Raw genomic sequence first — 17,282 nt, forward strand, 5'->3', positions numbered from 1 at the left:
CTCGACAATATGCGCGATCTGTCAAACGACGCAACGATCGCTTTTCACCCATCTCCCTCATTCCCATTTATGGGTTCACGACCTAGTACCTGGTGGATGAAGGGCTCGTCGTCTCCAAGTATGATCGACCTCACACCGGCCAGGCTGGTTGTTTGGGTGGGAAAGGAATGCCGCGGCGGATGCAAAAGACCGGCTGCGAAGCACCGGACCTTTCTGCGGCGTCCCCCAGTCCCGCAGGGGCACTTTGGCAGGCTGAGAACCGCTCCGCATCAGCGCCAGGGGGTCGGATTCACGGTTGCTGCTGCGTACCGCCAGGAATAACGAGAGTACCCTGGCCCGGCCTTGAGTATCTGAAGCCTATGAAGAACAAAGCAACGATGATCAAACAAATGACGATGACCGCGACGACGCTGCCAGGATGGTGTCCGGTATCTGGCGGTTGGACCATTGCCTTCCCGTATGGCTATCGCCGCTGACCTTCTTCATCTTCCAACCGAGCATGACGACTGTCAATGGACAGAGGAGCTGCCCCCCGCCATCCAATCAGCCGCCGGTAGTGTCGAACACGTTACGCGCTTGCCGACGAAGCTGATGATGGACCGAACCACAACTTGTCCTAAGCACGCCTCCATCGCTGCGAAGCGTTGGATGGCGGCGATCCACCGCGGCTTAGTCAAGCCGGAAACAGGAACGCCGCCGCCGGATCGAAAAAGACCTGCCGGCTGCAGGGCGACACACCCTGCGATTGCATGGCGGCGGAGGTCGGCCTGATGTCAACCTCCTGTCCAGCGGGGGTGCGCGCGACGATCCGCCGGCGCTCGCCGTAAAATGCGATATCGACGATCTCGACATTCAGCTCCGCGCACGCCGGGCTCCGCTCCATGCTAAAGGCTTCGGGCCGGATCATCAGCCTGGTCTTCTGGCCTTTGCCGAACGTGCCGTTGGGCCTCACTCCGGATATGACCGAACCGTCTGTCATGCGGATCGTTGTCGTGCCGTTGGTGGTGTCGAGATGTTCGGCGGCGAGGAAATTCGAATTGCCGATGAAGCCGGCGACGAAGTCGGTCGCCGGCCTGAGATAGAGATCCTCGCCGGTGCCGGTCTGCTCGATGCGGCCATCCTTGAACAGGGCGATCCGGTCCGACAGATGCAGCGCCTCTTCCTGATCGTGGGTGACGTAGAGAATGGTGACGCCGGTCTGGCGATGGATGCGGCGGATTTCGCCCTGGATTTCCTCGCGCAGCTTCTTGTCGAGCGCCGACAATGGCTCGTCCATCAAAAGGATCGGAGGATCGTAGGCCAGCGCCCGGGCCAGCGCGACGCGCTGCTGCTGGCCGCCCGACAGCGCGCCGGGTAAGCGCCCGGCAAAGCTTTCGAGCCGCACCAGGGCCAGCATGTCGGCGACCTTTTTCTTCACCTCGGCGTCCGGCCGGCGGCGAACCCGCAGCGGAAAAGCGACGTTTTCGGCCACCGTCAGATGCGGAAACAGCGTGTAGCGCTGGAAGACCATGCCGATGTTGCGCTTGTGCGAAGGCACTGCAAGCAGTGATTTTCCTTCCAGCAAGACATCGCCGGAAGTCGGGTCCTGAAAGCCGGCGATCGCGTAGAGCGTCGTCGATTTTCCCGAACCGGAGGGCCCGAGGAAGGTCAGGAACTCGCCCCTGGGAATGTCCAGCGTGACGTCGTGCACGGCGACGATCGCCCCGAACGCCTTGCGCAGATTGCGGATGGAGAGGAAAGGGTGGGTCATGTCCGGAACTTTCGCTGCAGCAGCGCCGTCATCACCATCAGGGCAAGCGTCAGCCCGACCAGCAGGCTGGAGGCGGCGGCGATCACCGGACTGAGGTCCGACCGCAGACTGCCCCAGATCTTGACGGGCAAGGTTTGCAAGCTGGGGCTGGCCATGAAGATCGCCACCACGACTTCGTCCCACGACGCGAGGAAGGAAAAGATCGCGGCGGAGAAGATGCCGATCCGGATCGACGGCAAGGTGATCCTGAGCCTGGCCTCGAGCGGGCTTGCCCCGCAGACGATTGCCGCGTCCTCGATCGACTTGTCGAACCCTTCGAGCGCCGCGGCGATCGGGATGATGGCGAAGGGCAGCGCCAACACGGTGTGGGCGATGACGAAGCCGATGGTGGTACCGCCGAGGCCGAGGCGAAGGAAGAAGGCGTAGATGGCGATGGCGAAGACGACGACGGGCAGGACCATCGGCGTCAGCAGCAGGCCGCGCAGGATCTCACGTCCGGCAAACCGTCCGCGAACCAGAGCAAAGGAGGCGAGCTGGCCGATCGCCACTGCCAGGATCGCCGTCATGGTGGCGATCCGAGCGCTGGTCAGCGCGGCGTCGAGCCAGGCCGGATCGGCAAAAAGCTCCTGGTACCATTTGAGCGTCCAGCCGGGCGGCGGAAAGGCCAGCCAGCGCGACGAGCCGAAGGAGAGCAGGACGATGAAGACCACCGGCAACAGAAGAAAGCCGGCGACCAGCGCGGTGAAGCCGAGCAGGGCAACCCGCAGTCCACCCATGCGGTCATAGTCGAGCAGCATCTCAGATGCCTCCGCTAATGCGCCTGGCACCGACAAGGCGCAGCTGCAGCGCGTAGAGAGCCATGGTGACGACAAGCAGGATGAAGGCTGCGGCGCTGCCGAGCCCCCAGTTGAGCAGCGACTGGACCATCTGCGCGATCATTTCGGCAAGCATCATGTTCGACGTGCCGCCGAGCAGTGCCGGCGTGACGAAGTAGCCGAGCGACATGACGAAGACCATCAGGCCACCGGCGGCGACGCCGGGCAGCGACAGCGGCAGGAGGATGCGGCGGAACGCCTGGAAAGGGCTTGCGCCGCACAGCGACGCCGCACGCAGCGTCATCGGATCGATCGCCCGTAACGTGCCGACCAGCGGCAGGATCATGAAGGGCAGCATGATATAGACCATGCCGATGGTGACGCCGGTGAGATTGTTGATGAGCGGCAGCGGCTGGTCGATGACGCCGATGGTCATCAGCGTCCGGTTGATGACGCCGGTACGCTGCAGGAGCACCATCCAGGCATAGGTGCGGGTGAGCAGGTTCGTCCACATCGACAGAATGATGATGCCGAAGATGATCGAGGCCAGTCCCGAAGGCATGATCGCCAGCATCCAGGCGACCGGAAAGGCGACAAGGACCGTGACGATGGTGACCAACGCCGCGACCAGGAATGTGTTGAAGAACACCCGCGCATAGGTGCCGTCACCAAGCAGGGCAGCATAGTTCTGCAAGCCTGGCTCGGGCTCCGTGACACTGCGCAAAAGCAGCGCCAGCACGGGGACGACGAAGAACAGCATAATCAGAATCAGGGCCGGCAGCAGGCCATTGAGACCTGCCGGCACCCGCACCGTTCCAAAGTTCCGGCGTGTTTCGACCGACATGACAGCGACCCGGCTACGGGACGAGACGGCGCGAACCGTCTCGTCCATTGCGGTTCAAGGGCGGGCTTATTTCGCCTGCCAGGCATACCAGCGCGCGGCGATGGTGTCGCGATTGGCGGCCCAGTAGTTCATGTCGAGATTGATCTGTCCGTCGACATGAGCGTCCGGCAGCGATTTCACGGCATCGGCCGGCATCTCTGCCTTGGCCTTGGTGTTGATCGGCGCATAACCGCTGGCTTCGGCAAATTTGGCCTGGCCAGCGGGGCCGCTCGCCGCAGCGAGGAATTTCATCGCCGTATCCTTGTTCTTGGCACCCTTCGGTACCACCAGAACGTCGGCTGCGGTCAGGTTCTGGTTCCAGGAGACACCGACATCGGCGCCATCCTTGTCCAGTGCGAAGACGCGGCCGTTCCACAGCTGGCCGAACGTTGCTTCGCCGGATGCGATCAATTGCTGCGACTCCGCCCCGCCGCCCCACCAGACGATGTCCGACTTGATGGTGTCGAGTTTCTTGAAAGCGCGATCGAGATCCAGCGGATAGAGCTTGTCCGCCGGAACACCATCGGCCAGCAGCGCGATCTCGATGACACCGGGCGCCGACCATTTGTAGAAGGTCCGCTTGCCCGGGAATTTCTGCAGGTCGAACATGTCGGCCCAGCCGGCCGGTTCACCCGAAACGGCGCCCTTGTTCCAGGCGAGCACGAACGAATAGTAGAAACTGCCGACGGCGTGATCGGTGGTGAAGCGCGGATCGAGGTCGGCCTTCGGCACGGTCTTGAAGTCGATCGGCTCCAGCAGACCGTCCTTGGCCGCCTTGATGGCGAAATCCATCTCGACGTCGACGACGTCCCAGTTGACACTGCCGCTGTCTACCATCGCCTTCAGCTTGCCGTAGTCGGTCGGGCCGTCCTGCATGACCTTGATGCCGGATGCAGCGGTGAACGGCTCGGCCCAGGATTTGGTCTGCGCTTCCTGGGTCGTCCCGCCCCAGCTGGTGAACACCATGTCCTCGGCCTTTGCGGCCGTCGTTGCCAGAACTGTCGTTGCAATAAATCCGGCAAGGATGCCGGTGATGATCAGTTTCATGTCGTTCTCCTCTGTTGTTTTCGTTGTTGTCTGTTCGCGATCGGTCGTTTTCGCCTTGATCGCGCATCTCCGGCCAGCGGCGGCTACCGCATGACAAAAGGATCGGGAATCGGGTCGTCGGAGGTGCGTATCCACACCGATTTCGAACGCGTGTAGTCGCGGATCGCATCGAGGCCGCCCTCGCGGCCGAGCCCGGATTGGCCGTAGCCGCCAAACGGAACCAGCGGCGAGACCGCCCGATAGGTGTTGATCCAGACCACGCCGGCATGGATGCCGCGCGCCATGCGGTGGGCTTTTGCCAGATTGGTGGTGAACACGCCGGACGCCAGGCCGAACTTAGTCTCGTTGGCGAGCGAAAGCGCTTCAGCTTCGCTGTCGAAGGCTAGCACACATAGCACCGGGCCGAAGAGCTCTTCGCGCACGCAGGCAAGGGTCTGATCAGGCGCGTCGATAATCGTCGGCGCGTAATAGAAGCCGTCCGACATGCCCGCGGGGCGGATGCCGCCGGTGACCAGTTGCCCGCCCGCGGCCAAGCTTTCAGCAATGATCTTCTCTATCCATTCGCGCTGGCGCGAGGTGGCGAGCGGTCCCATTTCGATCGCGGGATCCTGCGGATCGCCAATCCTGATCGCCTCGGCCTTGCGCTTGAGCCGGGCGAGGAATTCGTCCTTCACGGAGCGCTGGACCAGCAGCCGCGAGCCGGCGACGCAGCTCTGGCCGGTGGCAGCGAAGATGCCGGCAACGACCGCGTTGGCGGCGCTGTCCAGATCGGCATCGGCGAACACCACGACCGGGCTTTTGCCGCCGAGCTCGAGCGTCGTGAAGGCGAGGTTTTCCGCCGTATTCCTGACGATCTGCCGAGCGGTCGAGGGACCGCCGGTGAAGGCGACGCGGGCGACGAGTGGATGACTGGTCAGCCGGTGACCGCAATCGTGGCCGAAGCCGGTCAGGATGTTGACGGTCCCGGCGGGAAATCCCGCCTCATGGACGAGTTCGGCGAAGGCCAGCAACGGGGCAGGGCCGTCTTCCGATGCTTTCAGAACGATGGTGCAGCCGGCCGCCAGCGCCGGCCCGAGCTTGACGGCGGACAGGAAGAGCTGCGAATTCCACGGCACAATGGCGGCGACGACGCCAATTGGCTCCGGCCGGATGGTCACTTCCATGTCGGCCTTGTCGATGGGGACAAACGAGCCCTCGTGCTTGTCGGCCAGCCCGCCATAATAGCGGTAATAGTCGCCGACATAGGCGATCTGGGCGCGGGTCTCGCGGATGATCTTGCCGGTGTCGCGCGTCTCGAGTTCAGCCAGCCGGTCGGCATTGGCGACCACCAGATCGCCGAGCCGCACCAGAAGCTTGCCGCGTGCCGTTGCCGTCATGGCTGCCCACGGGGCGGAGCGCAGCGCCCGGTGAGCGGCTTCAACGGCGCGGTCGACATCATCAGACGATGCAGCGGGCATCGTCGCCCATGGCGCGCCCGTCGAGGGATCGATGCTGTCGAAGGTCGCCGCCACTTCGACGAAGCTGCCGTCTATATAGTTCCTGAATTGAGTGGTGCTCATCGCAATCGAACTTTCGGCTCGGAAAAGGCCGGCATCACCCTGTCGATGAAGAGCTGCAGCGATTTCTTCTTGCGCCGATGGGAAAGGCCGCTGTCGATCCAGATCGAATACTGATCGTAGCCGAGCGCTTCGTAGGCTTTCAGCCTGGCGATCACCTCGTCGGCTTCGCCAATGACAAGGTTCTGCCTGATCTTGTCTGGCGCATATTGCGGCAACGCCACGATCTCGTCCTCGGTCAGCGCTTCCATTATGCCCTGGTGCACCGGCTTCTTGTTCTGGAACCAGGCGCCGAACTGGCAGTAGAACTGCGACAGATCCTGCGCGAGCCGGTCAGCCTCCGCGGCGTCCTCGGCAACGAAAGTATGCATCAGCAGCATGATCTCCGGCCTTGATACGTCGGGGTGGGCATTGCACGCCGCGTTGAAACGCTCCATCAGGCTGGCCACTTCGCCATCGCCGGAGGCAAGCGGCGTCACCTGGACGTTGCATTTTCTGGAAACCGCAAAGTCGTGCGAGTTCGGATCGCGTGCGGCCACCCAGATCGGCGGATAAGGCTTTTGCAACGGTTTGGGCGACGAGGTGGTTGAAGGAAACGACCAGAATTCGCCGGCGAGTTCGAAATCGCCATCCCACAGGCCGCGGATCGCCGGCACCATCTCGCGCATACGCTGGCCGGCACCCCAGGCCTCGAGGCCTGGGAAAAGCCGCTGGTATTCGTAAGCGTAGGCGCCGCGCGCAATGCCGATGTCTAGACGGCCGCCGGTGATGACGTCGGCCATCGCTGCTTCGCCGGCAAGCTTGATCGGGTGCCAGAACGGCGCGACGATGGTTCCTGTTCCGAGCCGGATGCGCCTGGTTTTGGCGGCGAGCCAGGCGATGTTGATGAACGGGTTCGGCGAGATGGTGAATTCCATCCCGTGATGCTCGCCGATCCAGGCAGTCTCGAATCCTGCCTCTTCCGCCTGCAGAACCAGCTCCTCCAGCTCGCCGACAAGCTCGGAATGCGGCTTGGCCGGATCCGATCGCTCCATGTGCACGAAAAGCGAAAACTTCATCGGTTTCACCCGCGGCCGGAAAGAGGAATTTGAGAAGGCGAGGGCTTGGCGAGCGGCCGGACTTCGCCTTCGACCTCGTTGCCGACATAGACGCCGAATGCATCTTCCGCACGCTCGCGCGCATAACGGGCAAGCATCGAACGAACCGCGGGATCGGCGATGTTCAGATCGGCGATCTGCTCGATGTCGACAAGCCGCATCTGGCGATCGTCGGAATAGGGGCCCTCGACCGTTCCGCGATAATAAACATGCGTGCGCCAAGGTTCGGCGGCATCGTCCCACACCGCGAACAGGAAGCCGAGCTGGGCGTCTATGGCCCTGGCGGCAAGGCGCCCCTTGAGGCTGCGCGCATCGTTTGGCGTGCCCAGTCCGCGTCCGGCAGGCAATTCATGAAACCCGTCGGCCGTTTCGACGAACAGCACACGGCCATCGTTCTCGAGAATGGCGCCGACCTCCGTATCGGGGGGAGCTGCCGCCAGCGCCTCCTGGCTGAGGCCGGGCGTGACGTAGGTGCCTCTGCAATAGCCGAGGGGCTGGGCGCCGTTGTGGCTGAAGTCGCGGACGCGGCCGATGAGGATCGAGTGATCGCCAGCATCGACCAGCTGCTCCATGCCGCAATCGAACACCGCAACGCAGCCGTCAATCAGCGGATTGCCGGTGCGGCCCGGTTGCCAGGCCACGGCCGCGAACTTGTCCGCTGCTTTGGAAGCGAAGATGCCGGAATGGGCCTTCTGGCTCTCCGACAGGATGTTGATGGCGAAACCTCTCGATGTCGAAAAAGCACTGTGTCCCAGCGCCCTCTTGGCGATGCAGACAAGCACCAGCGGCGGCTCGAGCGAGACCGAGGTGAACGAGTTGGCGGTGAAGCCGCGCGGTTCGCCTTCCGCGCCGATCGTTGTGACGATAGTGACGCCGGTCAGGAACGAGCCGAGTGCGCGCCGGAATTCGCCGCTGTCAAAGACGGTATCCGTCTCCGGCTTCACGCCGGCGTCTCCTGCCGTGTCGAGAAATTCCGTGATGTGTTTGGTCACTTTTTCAGGAGAAGCCATTGCCATCATGTGCCTTTCTCCGCTGATGGCAAGGCATTGGCCGCGCGGCGTGAGCCTCGCCATCGCCGCCGACATGGCCGGCGTCGAATTGCTGTCCTGCGACCCGGTCATGAACAGGGCCGGCGCGGCAAGGCGGGGGAGAGCATCGGCATGCTCGGCATCGGCATGGGCAAAAAGGCGATAGGTGCGCGCGTAGCCTTCGGGGTCGACGCTTTCAAGGGCGGCGCGAGCGGTGGCGGCCGCGCCGGCAAGGCTCGCCGGCAGCGGGTCGCCGAACCAGCGGGCAAGCGTTGCCGAGACGGCCGAAGCATCGCCATGCGAGCCGAGTGCTGCCGCACGTTCGCGCACGGCCTGCGCCAGCGCTGGGGGGCGGCGGAACACCGCGTTGAGGCAGACGACGGAGCGGATGCGCGAAGGCACGCGAAGGGCGATTTCCAGGGCGACCAGCGCGCCCATCGAATGGCCGACGATCGACACCGAAGCAAGGCCAAGATGGTCGAGCAGGCGCAGCGCCTGATCGGCGAAATCCGACAGGGCGGCGTCTTCCGGCGGCAGCGGTGAAGCGCCGTGGCCGAGCATGTCGATGGAGATCAGCTCGTAATGGTCTTTCATCGATGCAATCTGGTCGTGCCAGATCGTCGCGTTCATGCCGACGCCGTGAATGAGCAGAACCGGCGCGCCGGAGCCGGCGCGGATGAAGGCGGTTCCATCGGGAGCCATGTCCCGGACCCATGCGGAGGCGGCGGTATCAGCCATGCAGATCTCCGACCTCTTTCAGATCCTGATAGCGGTCGCCGATACGATGGTGCGGGCGGCCGCCGATCGAAGCGCCAAGCGCCACCACCAACTCGTCGGGCGCCGGTGCGTCACCGATCTGGAAGTGCACGGTCAGATAGTGAGAGCGGCGGCCTTCGTTGTTCTTGTCCATCAGCGGGATCGTGATCGGCGTATTCGGCCCGCCGCGCAGATTGGTGAAGGCGAGATAGGTCTTGGCGCCGACCGCGCGACGGTAGTGATTGCCGAAATGCAGCGTATGGATCAGCGCCGATGCGTGCTCGATCTCGCCCGAAGTTCCGCAGATTGCGGCCTTGCCATAGCCTTCTATCGCCTCGCCGGAACCGGCGACGGCGAGGATCTCCCGGGTCAGCATCTCGCCGAGGATGGGAGCAATGGCGCGGATCTCCGGGGACAGATCCTCGATGAAACCGCGGCCGGCCCAGGGATTCGTCAGAACCGCGGCAACGCCGATCAGGCGCAATGGTTTGGGCGCTGCCTTGCCGCCCTCGATAAGCGTGTTCTCGATATAGGTGACGGTCTTTCGGATGGCCGGTTTCATAAAATCCTCGGTCGCGATGGCACCATGTAGCACTGTCACCTCTATATCGTCTTATGGTATACCATGCTATGGAGCGCCAAGGACCTTGTCAATCGGCTGCGGAATCTGTTTTGTGGCGGCCCAAGCGAGGCGGAGAAGAAATGTCAGACGATACGCTGCGGATCGACCGCTCGGCCAAGACGTTGAGGGCGCTGGCACTGGAGCGCATGCGCGAGGCGATCATGGGCTTCTATTTCCAGCCCGGCGAAAGGCTGATCGAACGGCCGCTTTGCGATCAGCTTGGAGTGAGCCGTTCCGTCGTGCGCGAGGTTCTGCGGCAGTTGGAGGCTGAAGGCCTGGTGCAGATGATACCGGGCCATGGGCCGGCCGTGGCCAGGCCGGATCTCGGCCGCACCGACGAAATCTACGAATTGCGGGCGCTGCTGGAGGGCATCGCCGCACGGACTTGCGCGCTATCGGCGACCGACGCGCAGATCGCTTCGCTCGATGCCGCCTTGACGAACTTGCTTGACGCGTGGGCGTCCCGCGCGCCGGTGGAGGTGATGCGGGCGACGACCAAGTTCTACGAAACGCTGTTCGAGGCGGCCGACAAGCGCATAGCCTGGGAAATCGTGACGGGTCTGAACGTCCGCATCAACCAGCTCCGCTCGATGACGATCGCGTCGGAGAACCGTCGCGAGCCGGCGATCGCCGAAATGACCGAAATCATGGATGCCATCAGGTCGCGCAAGCCGGAAGAGGCGGAGGCGGCAGCCCGGCGACACGTCGAATCCGCGTGGCAGATCGCCCGCAACACGCTTCGCCTTGGCTGACTGGTATGCCGCCGGCGCGGTTCATCGTTCCATGGCAGGCGTCTAATTGGTGCGTGCAGCGAGGTGTGTGACGTGACCAAATTGCTTTCAGTTGCGGCGGCAAAATCGTATATCGGGTTTTAGTTGGGTGTGCATCTCTTGCCAAATTGCTCTGTCATTCGAACGGAGTATCGGACGGACTGAGACAGAGAAAATAGTAAAATGAATACGTTACGCCACAAAGTTGCCGTGGCACCGATGATGGATTGGACGGATAGGCATTGCCGGTTCTTCCATCGCCAGCTGACGCGGGAGGCGCTGCTCTACACCGAGATGGTGGTGGCCGAGGCGGTCATCCACGGCGCACGCGAGCGGCTGCTCGGCTTCGACGACAGCGAACATCCGGTGGCTCTGCAACTCGGCGGCGCCGATCCGGGAAAGCTGGCCGCGGCGGCGCGCATCGGCGAAGCCTTCGGCTATGATGAAATCAACCTCAATGTCGGCTGTCCGTCCGACCGCGTCCAGTCGGGCACCTTCGGCGCCTGCCTGATGAAGGCGCCCGTGCTCGTCGCGGATTGCGTCGCGGCGATGAAGGCGGCGGTGAAAATACCGGTTACCGTCAAATGCCGCATCGGCGTCGATGAGCAGGATCCGGAACCGGCACTCGATTCGTTGGCCGACGGTGTTTTCGCGGCCGGCGCAGACGCGCTGTGGGTGCACGCCCGCAAGGCCTGGCTGGAAGGACTGAGCCCAAAGGAAAATCGCGACATCCCACCGCTCGACTATGGCCGCGTCTATCGGCTGAAAGCCAGAAAGAAAAACAAATTCATCGGCATCAACGGCGGCATTCAATCTCTCGCAGAGGCGCTGACGCATCTCGACCATGTCGATGGCGCCATGCTCGGCCGCGCCGCCTATCACACGCCAGGGATACTGACCGGCATCGATGCCGCGTTTTACGGCGGCACAGCTGAGCCGTTCGATTTTGCCGCACTGATCGATGCGATGGCGGATTACGCCGCACGCCATATCAAAAAGGGTGGACGGCTGGGGCATGTCACCCGGCACATGGTCGGGCTGTTTCACGGCCTGCCCGGTGCGCGCCGCTACCGGCAGATCCTCTCCACCGAGGCGACAAAGCAGGGTGCCGGACCGCAGGTGCTCAAGGCGGCTTTCGCAGAGGTCGATTTCGGCAGGACCGCAGAGGCGGCCTGAGGAAAAACTTAATCCCGCAACACCATGCGGTCACCGCGTACGTCGAAGCCCGATAGCGAGCCGATGAAATTCATGCCGAGCAGGCTCTGGCCGAGCGTGCCGGGTGCGGCGATCATGATGGGCATGTCCTTGCGCACGATGCCGCCGATCGACAGTTCATCGGTTCTTACGGCGGCGGCGCGTGTCATGCCGTTGGCGGTAGAGATCGGTATGGTGAAGCGGAGAGCCGCCGAATTGAACCCGACCGCCAGCGCGTCCTCGGCGGTCAGCACGGTGCTGGTTGCGCCGGTGTCGACAACCGTCAGGATCGGCGTGCCGTTGATCGTGACGCGCGCTTCGAAATGGCCGCTGCCGGCCTTGTCCAGGGTGACGGTGGCATGGCCTTCTTCCACGCCCAGCGCCAGCGGACTGCCGGGAACAAGGCCAGCGGTGATGCGGCTGGCGAAATCCTGCAATTCATAGCGGTACTGATAGCCGGCGATCAGCGCCAGTACGATTGCACCCCAGGCGCCAAGGCTGCGGGCCATAGTGCCCAACGGCCTGCCCGATCTGAGCAGGCCGGCGCCGACGAGTGCTGCTAAAGCGCCAAGCCAGATCAGCTGGCTGAAATCGTAATTCTCAATGCCGAATGTACTGCCGGCGGAATCGTTGAGCATGAGCAGGAGTACACCCGCCCCGATCGCGACGATCAGAATCCACAACAGTCGGTTCATCTCTGCGGCCGGTTCACGAGAGGGCGTCGCGTTCGCGTGCCATGCGGCTGCGACGGGTTTCCCGGCGGGGGCGTCGCTCGACTGTTTCCAGCCTTGCCGGCAGCTCGGCCATGACGCTGCGGCGGGTTTGTGGGGTCATATCGATCCAGGCGGCGATTTCCTCGCGCGTGCGCCCGCAACCGAAACAGAAGCCGGTTTTCATGTCGATCGAGCAGACCAGGATACACGGAGATTCAATGGCCGTCATAAGGATTTCCTTGGCTAGCCTCCACATGGTGCAACGACAAAGTCAATGCAAGCCCTCCGGGATGCGCCGCCAACGGGTGCTTTCGCGTCAATACCGCGAAGTTGTACCGGGCCTGGAGGTTGTGCCGGCTTGAGGTTGTGCCGGCTGGCCAAGGCGGCTATGCCGCTCATCAATTCACACGGACGATCGCCATCGACATGACCAGCGCGCTGCCTTTCGACGATTTTCGCGACCTCCTGGTGAGCCTGCCGCCGGCAGATATGGCGGCCAACACCCGCGTGCGCCAGTTGTTTGCCAAGGCAGACAAGCCCGAAGGCTCGCTCGGCCGCATCGAGGACATCGCCGCCTGGCTCGCCGGCTGGAGCGGTCGCGCGCCGCCGGCGGTGACGCGGCCATTGGTGGCGATCTTTGCCGGCAATCATGGCGTCACCCGCCACGGCATTTCGCCGCGCCCCGCCGCCGCCACGGCAAATGCAGTCGAGCTCTGCGCCGCCGGCGGTGCAGCGATCAACCAGATCTGCATAGCCAACGATCTCGGCTTGAAGGTGTTCGATCTGGCTCTGCACATTCCGACAGCCGACATCACCGAGGATGCGGCACTGGACGAGCGCGGTTGCGCCGCCACCATGGCCTTCGGCATGGAAGCGATTGCCGGCGGCACCGACCTGCTTTGCCTTGGCGACCTCGGCGTCGGCAATTCGACTGTTGCCGCGGCGCTGTGTGCGGCACTGTTCGGCGGCACCGGCGCCGACTGGATCGGCCCCGGATCGGGGGCCGACGCGGCAATGCAGAGGCGCAAGGCGGAGGTGGTCGATGCCGCGATCGCGTTTCACGGCGCGAGCCTCAAGGACCCGCTGGAAGCGCTGCGCCGGGTCGGCGGACGGGAATTCGCAGCGATCTGCGGCGCCATTCTGGCGGCGCGGATGCAGAAGATCCCGGTGCTGCTCGATGGGTTTGCGGTAACTGCGGCCGCTGGTGTCCTGCATACCGCCAACCCAGCCGCGCTCGATCATTGTCTCCTTGCAAGTCTGTCGCCGGAACCTGGTCATGCCAAGGCCGCCGAGCGCCTCGGCCTTCGCCCGCTGCTCGATCTGGGCGTCAGTCAAGGCGAGGGGGTAGGGGCGGCTCTTGCCGCCGGCCTGGTCAAGGCGGCCGCGCTGACCAGTTCAGGCATGGCGGCAGCAGTCCGCGGCTAGGCATTCAGCGCCGGCGCGAAGCAACCGCCTTGGTCGGCAGCGCCGGCAGTTCCTCCATCACCCGGCTCAGCGGGAAGATGGCGATCGCCTCGGTGCCTTCGCGCAGCCTGGAATGGAGCTGGAATTCGCCGCCATGCATGGCCAGCAGGCCTTGCACGATCGGCAGGCCTAGCCCGGTGCCCTGTTCGGCGCTCTTGATGGCGATCGAGCCCTGGCCGAAGGCCGAGAGCACGATGGGAATCTCGTCCTCCGGTATGCCCGGCCCATTGTCCTTGACGGAGAGATATTGCCCGCCGCCCGCCGTCCAGCCGACTCGCACGCGGATTTCGCCGCCGGTGGCGGTGAACTTGATGGCATTGGACAAGAGGTTGAGCGCAATCTGCCGCACCGCGCGTTCGTCGGCGAACAAGCGCGGCAACGCGTTTTCGAAATCCTGGACGATGCGGATGTCCTTGTTGCGCGCCTTCAGCTCCATCATGTGGCAGCAATCCTCGACGACGGAGAGCAGCATCATCGGCTCCTCGTTGAGCTGATAGCGGCCCGCTTCGATGCGCGACAAATCGAGGATTTCGTTGATCAGGTCGAGCAGATGCTGCCCGGAGTCGTGCACGTCACGGGCATAGTCGCGATAGGTCGGGTTGCTCATCGGGCCGAGCACCTCGTTGGCCATCACTTCGGAAAAGCCGAGAATGGCGTTGAGCGGTGTGCGCAGTTCGTGGCTCATCGAGGCCAGGAAACGCGATTTCGCCAGATTGGCGTCTTCCGCCCGCCGCCGTGCCTCGTCCGACATCGATTTCGCCGTCTCCAGTTCGGCGATCAGCGCATCCTTTTCGGAGCGGAACGACAGCAGCATCAGCGAGGAACGGTTGAGCTGGCGCGCTACATAGGCGAAGAAAGGCAGCGACGCGATCAGCAAGCCTGCCATGATCACTTCGACCGGCATCCATAATTTCGCACTGGCATAAGCATAGATGGCGACCGGGAGGGCGAAGGTCGCCAACAGTGCACCGCGCAGGGACGAGGCCAGGATCGCGGTTGCCGACATGGCGAGCAGCAGCACCACCGCCTTGGTGACCTGGAACTGATCCATTTGGCAAGTTTCGCAGCCGAGCCATGCGAACCAGGCCCAGCCAAGCCCGCAAAGAAAATGGCCGATCAGGAAATCCCCATGCGTTTCCAGCGGGTTGAGCTCGGACGCTTGAGTGACGCGTCTGGCCATGAATGCAACGATGGTATAGCAGATGAATGTGAACAGCGCCCAGACGCCGATCTCCTTGCCGATGCCCGCGAGCAAGCCTGCCGCGGCCGTTGCCAGAACGAGCAGCGGGATGACGATCACGCCGCCGGTCATCGAAAGCGCGTGGAGTTTCAAAAGCTCGCGGTCGAAGTCGGGATTTCCGGCTTGCTGCGAAAGACGGTCGCGCGTCTTGCGCACCGCGCGCGCGACATCGCTGTTGCGATGGCGTTTCCTGCGGTCCACAATAAACTTGTCCGCCGTGGTCGAGCGTTGCAGGGGCATGAAGTCTTCAATTTACGCGGGCAGCAATTTCAATTCGTTAAGCTACGTTCGAATGATTAACCAACGGTTTGCCATATGAGCCGTTCGTGGTCGCGATGGCCGCGCCGGCGATACTATGCGCCGCGTCCGCGAAGCCTGTGGCGCCGACTAATGGACTATGGGCTGACACTCATCGTGCTCGGCCTGCTGATCCTCCTGGCGGCGCGCCTCGACCGGGTGGAGACGCGCAAGACGGAGGGCGCGGCCATCGTCAATGACGGCGATAGCATCACCCTCGCCAGCGAGCGTATCCGCATGCGTGGCATCGACGCGCCGGAGTATTCGCAGATCTGCCGCAAGGACGGTGCCGATTATCCCTGCGGCAAGCTCGCGCGGCAGTCCCTGGTGCGGTTGATAGCCGGAAAAGCCGTCTCCTGCAGCGGCTGGCAGCGCGACCGCTACGGCAGGCTGCTCGGCGACTGCAAAGTCGGCGGCAAGGATCTCAACCGCGCGCAGGTCGAGGCCGGCTGGGCGGTCGCCTTTGGCGATTTCGAGACCGAGGAAGCTGCTGCGCGCGCGGGCAAAGCCGGCATCTGGGCCGGAACTTTCGACGAGCCGAAGAACTGGCGCGAGAGCCACGGCCACGAGATGGTCGAAAGAAAGCACGGCACCTTGGCGTCGATCGGCGATGCCTTGCGCGAAATTTTTCGCTTCTGGTGAGCTGTGCCTATAGTTCGTCGGGACGGACGAGGAGGATAGAGATGAAGCTGTTCGACGGCGGGCGGGCGCCCAATCCACGTCGGGTTCGGATTTTTCTGGCCGAAAAGGGACTTCAGGTTCCGCTGGTGCCGGTCGACATGGGCGCGCTGGAGCACAAAGAGCAGCCGGTCAGCTCGCGCAATCCGCTGAAGCGTCTGCCGGTGCTCGAGCTCGACGATGGCACCATCATCACCGAATCCGTCGCAATCTGTCGTTACTTCGAGGAACTGCACCCCGAGCCGGCTTTGTTCGGGCGTGGCGCGCTCGGCAAGGCGATCGTCGAGATGTGGCAAAGGCGTGTGGAGTTCAATCTGTTCGGCTGTGTCGCCGCGGCGTTCCGGCATATCCACCCCGCAATGAGGGAATGGGAGATCCCGCAAATCCCCGAATGGGGTGAGGCCAACAAGCCGAAGGCGATCGAATTCCTGAGATTTCTGGACACTGAGCTCGCCGGCAGGGAATTCGTCGCCGGTGATGCCTATTCGATCGCCGACATCACCGGGCTGGTCGCCATCGACTTCATGAAGCCGGCTCGCATCAAGGTACCCGAAGAGTGCACCAACGTGCTGCGCTGGTATCGAGAAATCTCCAGCCGGCCGAGTGCAGCCGCCTGACAATGAGTTCCGAATGAGCGAAGAGCTGGAAGCCCTGGCGGCGAGGGTACGCGCCTGCCGCATCTGCGTCGATAGGCCGGCCGGCAGGCCGTTGCCGCACCAACCGCGGCCCGTGCTCAGGCCATCTTCGAGCGCCCGTATCCTGATTGCCAGCCAGGCGCCGGGTACCAAGGTCCACGTGTCAGGCATGCCGTTCACCGACGCCTCCGGCGACCGACTGCGAAGCTGGCTAGGCGTCGGCAGCGAGGAATTCTATGACACGGACAAGTTTGCCATCGTGCCAATGGGCTTTTGCTTTCCAGGTCAGGACGCCAAGGGCGCCGACCTGCCGCCGCGCCGCGAATGTGCGCCGGCATGGCGCACATCGCTGATGGCGCTGATGCCGCAAGTCGATATGGTGCTGACGATCGGCATCTACGCGCAAAGCTGGCATATGGGCGCGGCGCGCCGTCCCTCGCTGACGGAAACGGTCATGGATTGGCGTGCCATCTGGGCGGCGGCGACCGACCCGAAAGTCCTGCCGCTGCCGCACCCGTCCTGGCGCAACACCGGCTGGCTGAAGCGCAATCCATGGTTTGAAATGGATTTGCTGCCCTTTCTGAGATCGGAAATCCGCTATCGCCTCGGCTAGGCATTCGGCAAGAAATCACTCGCTTTTGCGCTATTCAACAGAATTTCTTTCTTGTAATAGGCTTGAGCAAGAGAGAATATGGTAATCCATTCCTCGAAGCGCGTCGCGCATGAGGGGACGCGCG

The 17,282-nt window shown here is 63.3% G+C and carries 16 protein-coding genes and 1 pseudogene; 6 read left to right on the forward strand and 11 right to left on the reverse strand.

From position 1 onward, the window contains the following. Window positions 1-673 precede the first annotated feature (673 nt). The 8 genes from NKI95_RS22585 to NKI95_RS22620 form a co-directional block, all read right to left on the reverse strand. Window positions 674-1,750 (reverse strand): ABC transporter ATP-binding protein, encoded by a 1,077-nt coding sequence (locus NKI95_RS22585; RefSeq protein ID WP_352719433.1) that lies wholly within the window; start codon window positions 1,748-1,750, stop codon window positions 674-676. Then, a complete protein-coding gene (locus NKI95_RS22590) occupies window positions 1,747-2,547 on the reverse strand; it encodes an ABC transporter permease (RefSeq protein WP_352719434.1) in 801 nt (266 codons plus the stop codon). The genes NKI95_RS22585 and NKI95_RS22590 overlap by 4 nt, the downstream gene beginning before the upstream one ends. A 1-nt stretch (window position 2,548) precedes the next feature. After that, complete coding sequence (locus NKI95_RS22595; RefSeq protein WP_502908356.1) at window positions 2,549-3,409, reverse strand: ABC transporter permease; 861 nt, start codon at window positions 3,407-3,409, stop codon at window positions 2,549-2,551. A 66-nt stretch (window positions 3,410-3,475) separates the two neighbouring features. After that, window positions 3,476-4,495 carry an ABC transporter substrate-binding protein gene (locus tag NKI95_RS22600; protein ID WP_352719435.1) on the reverse strand — a complete coding sequence of 340 codons (1,020 nt, stop codon included), beginning with the start codon at window positions 4,493-4,495 and terminating at the stop codon, window positions 3,476-3,478. 83 nt (window positions 4,496-4,578) lie between these two features. Beyond that, window positions 4,579-6,054 carry an aldehyde dehydrogenase gene (locus NKI95_RS22605; protein ID WP_352719437.1) on the reverse strand — a complete coding sequence of 492 codons (1,476 nt, stop codon included), beginning with the start codon at window positions 6,052-6,054 and terminating at the stop codon, window positions 4,579-4,581. Continuing rightward, window positions 6,051-7,109: an LLM class flavin-dependent oxidoreductase gene (locus NKI95_RS22610; protein ID WP_352719438.1), complete on the reverse strand. Its 1,059-nt coding sequence runs from the start codon at window positions 7,107-7,109 to the stop codon at window positions 6,051-6,053. The genes NKI95_RS22605 and NKI95_RS22610 overlap by 4 nt, the downstream gene beginning before the upstream one ends. A 5-nt stretch (window positions 7,110-7,114) precedes the next feature. Then, entirely contained in the window at window positions 7,115-8,914 is a 1,800-nt protein-coding gene (locus NKI95_RS22615) for an alpha/beta fold hydrolase (RefSeq protein WP_352719439.1), read from the reverse strand. After that, window positions 8,907-9,494: an amino acid synthesis family protein gene (locus tag NKI95_RS22620; RefSeq protein WP_352719440.1), complete on the reverse strand. Its 588-nt coding sequence runs from the start codon at window positions 9,492-9,494 to the stop codon at window positions 8,907-8,909. Before NKI95_RS22620 ends, NKI95_RS22615 begins: the two co-directional genes overlap by 8 nt. A gap of 140 nt (window positions 9,495-9,634) precedes the next feature. Here NKI95_RS22620 and NKI95_RS22625 point away from each other — a divergent pair, with 140 nt between their 5' ends. Together NKI95_RS22625 and dusA are read left to right on the forward strand one after the other, a co-directional pair. After that, a complete protein-coding gene (locus NKI95_RS22625) occupies window positions 9,635-10,306 on the forward strand; it encodes a GntR family transcriptional regulator (RefSeq protein ID WP_352719441.1) in 672 nt (223 codons plus the stop codon). Window positions 10,307-10,507: 201 nt separating this feature from the next. Beyond that, window positions 10,508-11,500 (forward strand): tRNA dihydrouridine(20/20a) synthase DusA, encoded by a 993-nt coding sequence (gene dusA, locus NKI95_RS22630; protein WP_352719442.1) that lies wholly within the window; start codon window positions 10,508-10,510, stop codon window positions 11,498-11,500. 8 nt (window positions 11,501-11,508) lie between these two features. On the opposite strand, the gene NKI95_RS22635 is transcribed toward dusA, so the two are convergent. Beyond that, on the reverse strand, window positions 11,509-12,213 hold the full coding sequence (locus tag NKI95_RS22635) for a TIGR02281 family clan AA aspartic protease (RefSeq protein WP_352719443.1): 705 nt from the start codon (window positions 12,211-12,213) through the stop codon (window positions 11,509-11,511). Between the two features lie 13 nt (window positions 12,214-12,226). Beyond that, on the reverse strand, window positions 12,227-12,460 hold the full coding sequence (locus NKI95_RS22640) for a DUF1289 domain-containing protein (protein WP_031193575.1): 234 nt from the start codon (window positions 12,458-12,460) through the stop codon (window positions 12,227-12,229). Window positions 12,461-12,657: 197 nt separating this feature from the next. Between NKI95_RS22640 and NKI95_RS22645 the strand changes: the two genes are divergently transcribed. Further along, complete coding sequence (locus NKI95_RS22645) at window positions 12,658-13,656, forward strand: nicotinate-nucleotide--dimethylbenzimidazole phosphoribosyltransferase (protein WP_352719524.1); 999 nt, start codon at window positions 12,658-12,660, stop codon at window positions 13,654-13,656. Window positions 13,657-13,660: 4 nt separating this feature from the next. On the opposite strand, the gene NKI95_RS22650 is transcribed toward NKI95_RS22645, so the two are convergent. Next, complete coding sequence (locus NKI95_RS22650) at window positions 13,661-15,175, reverse strand: sensor histidine kinase (protein WP_352719444.1); 1,515 nt, start codon at window positions 15,173-15,175, stop codon at window positions 13,661-13,663. A 75-nt stretch (window positions 15,176-15,250) separates the two neighbouring features. Here NKI95_RS22650 and NKI95_RS22655 point away from each other — a divergent pair, with 75 nt between their 5' ends. From NKI95_RS22655 to NKI95_RS22665, 3 genes and pseudogenes are all read left to right on the forward strand, one after another. Beyond that, window positions 15,251-15,874, forward strand: coding sequence for a thermonuclease family protein (locus NKI95_RS22655; RefSeq protein ID WP_352719445.1), 624 nt, complete (start codon window positions 15,251-15,253; stop codon window positions 15,872-15,874). Window positions 15,875-15,915: 41 nt separating this feature from the next. Beyond that, window positions 15,916-16,527, forward strand: a complete 612-nt coding sequence (locus NKI95_RS22660; RefSeq protein ID WP_352466226.1) for a glutathione S-transferase — start codon at window positions 15,916-15,918, stop codon at window positions 16,525-16,527. Further along, window positions 16,467-17,158: pseudogene (locus NKI95_RS22665) on the forward strand (uracil-DNA glycosylase family protein). The gene NKI95_RS22660 and the pseudogene NKI95_RS22665 overlap by 61 nt, the downstream one beginning before the upstream one ends. Window positions 17,159-17,282: the final 124 nt, after the last annotated feature.

It is taken from the genome of Mesorhizobium sp. M0306, assembly GCF_040321655.1.
Lineage (GTDB): Bacteria > Pseudomonadota > Alphaproteobacteria > Rhizobiales > Rhizobiaceae > Mesorhizobium.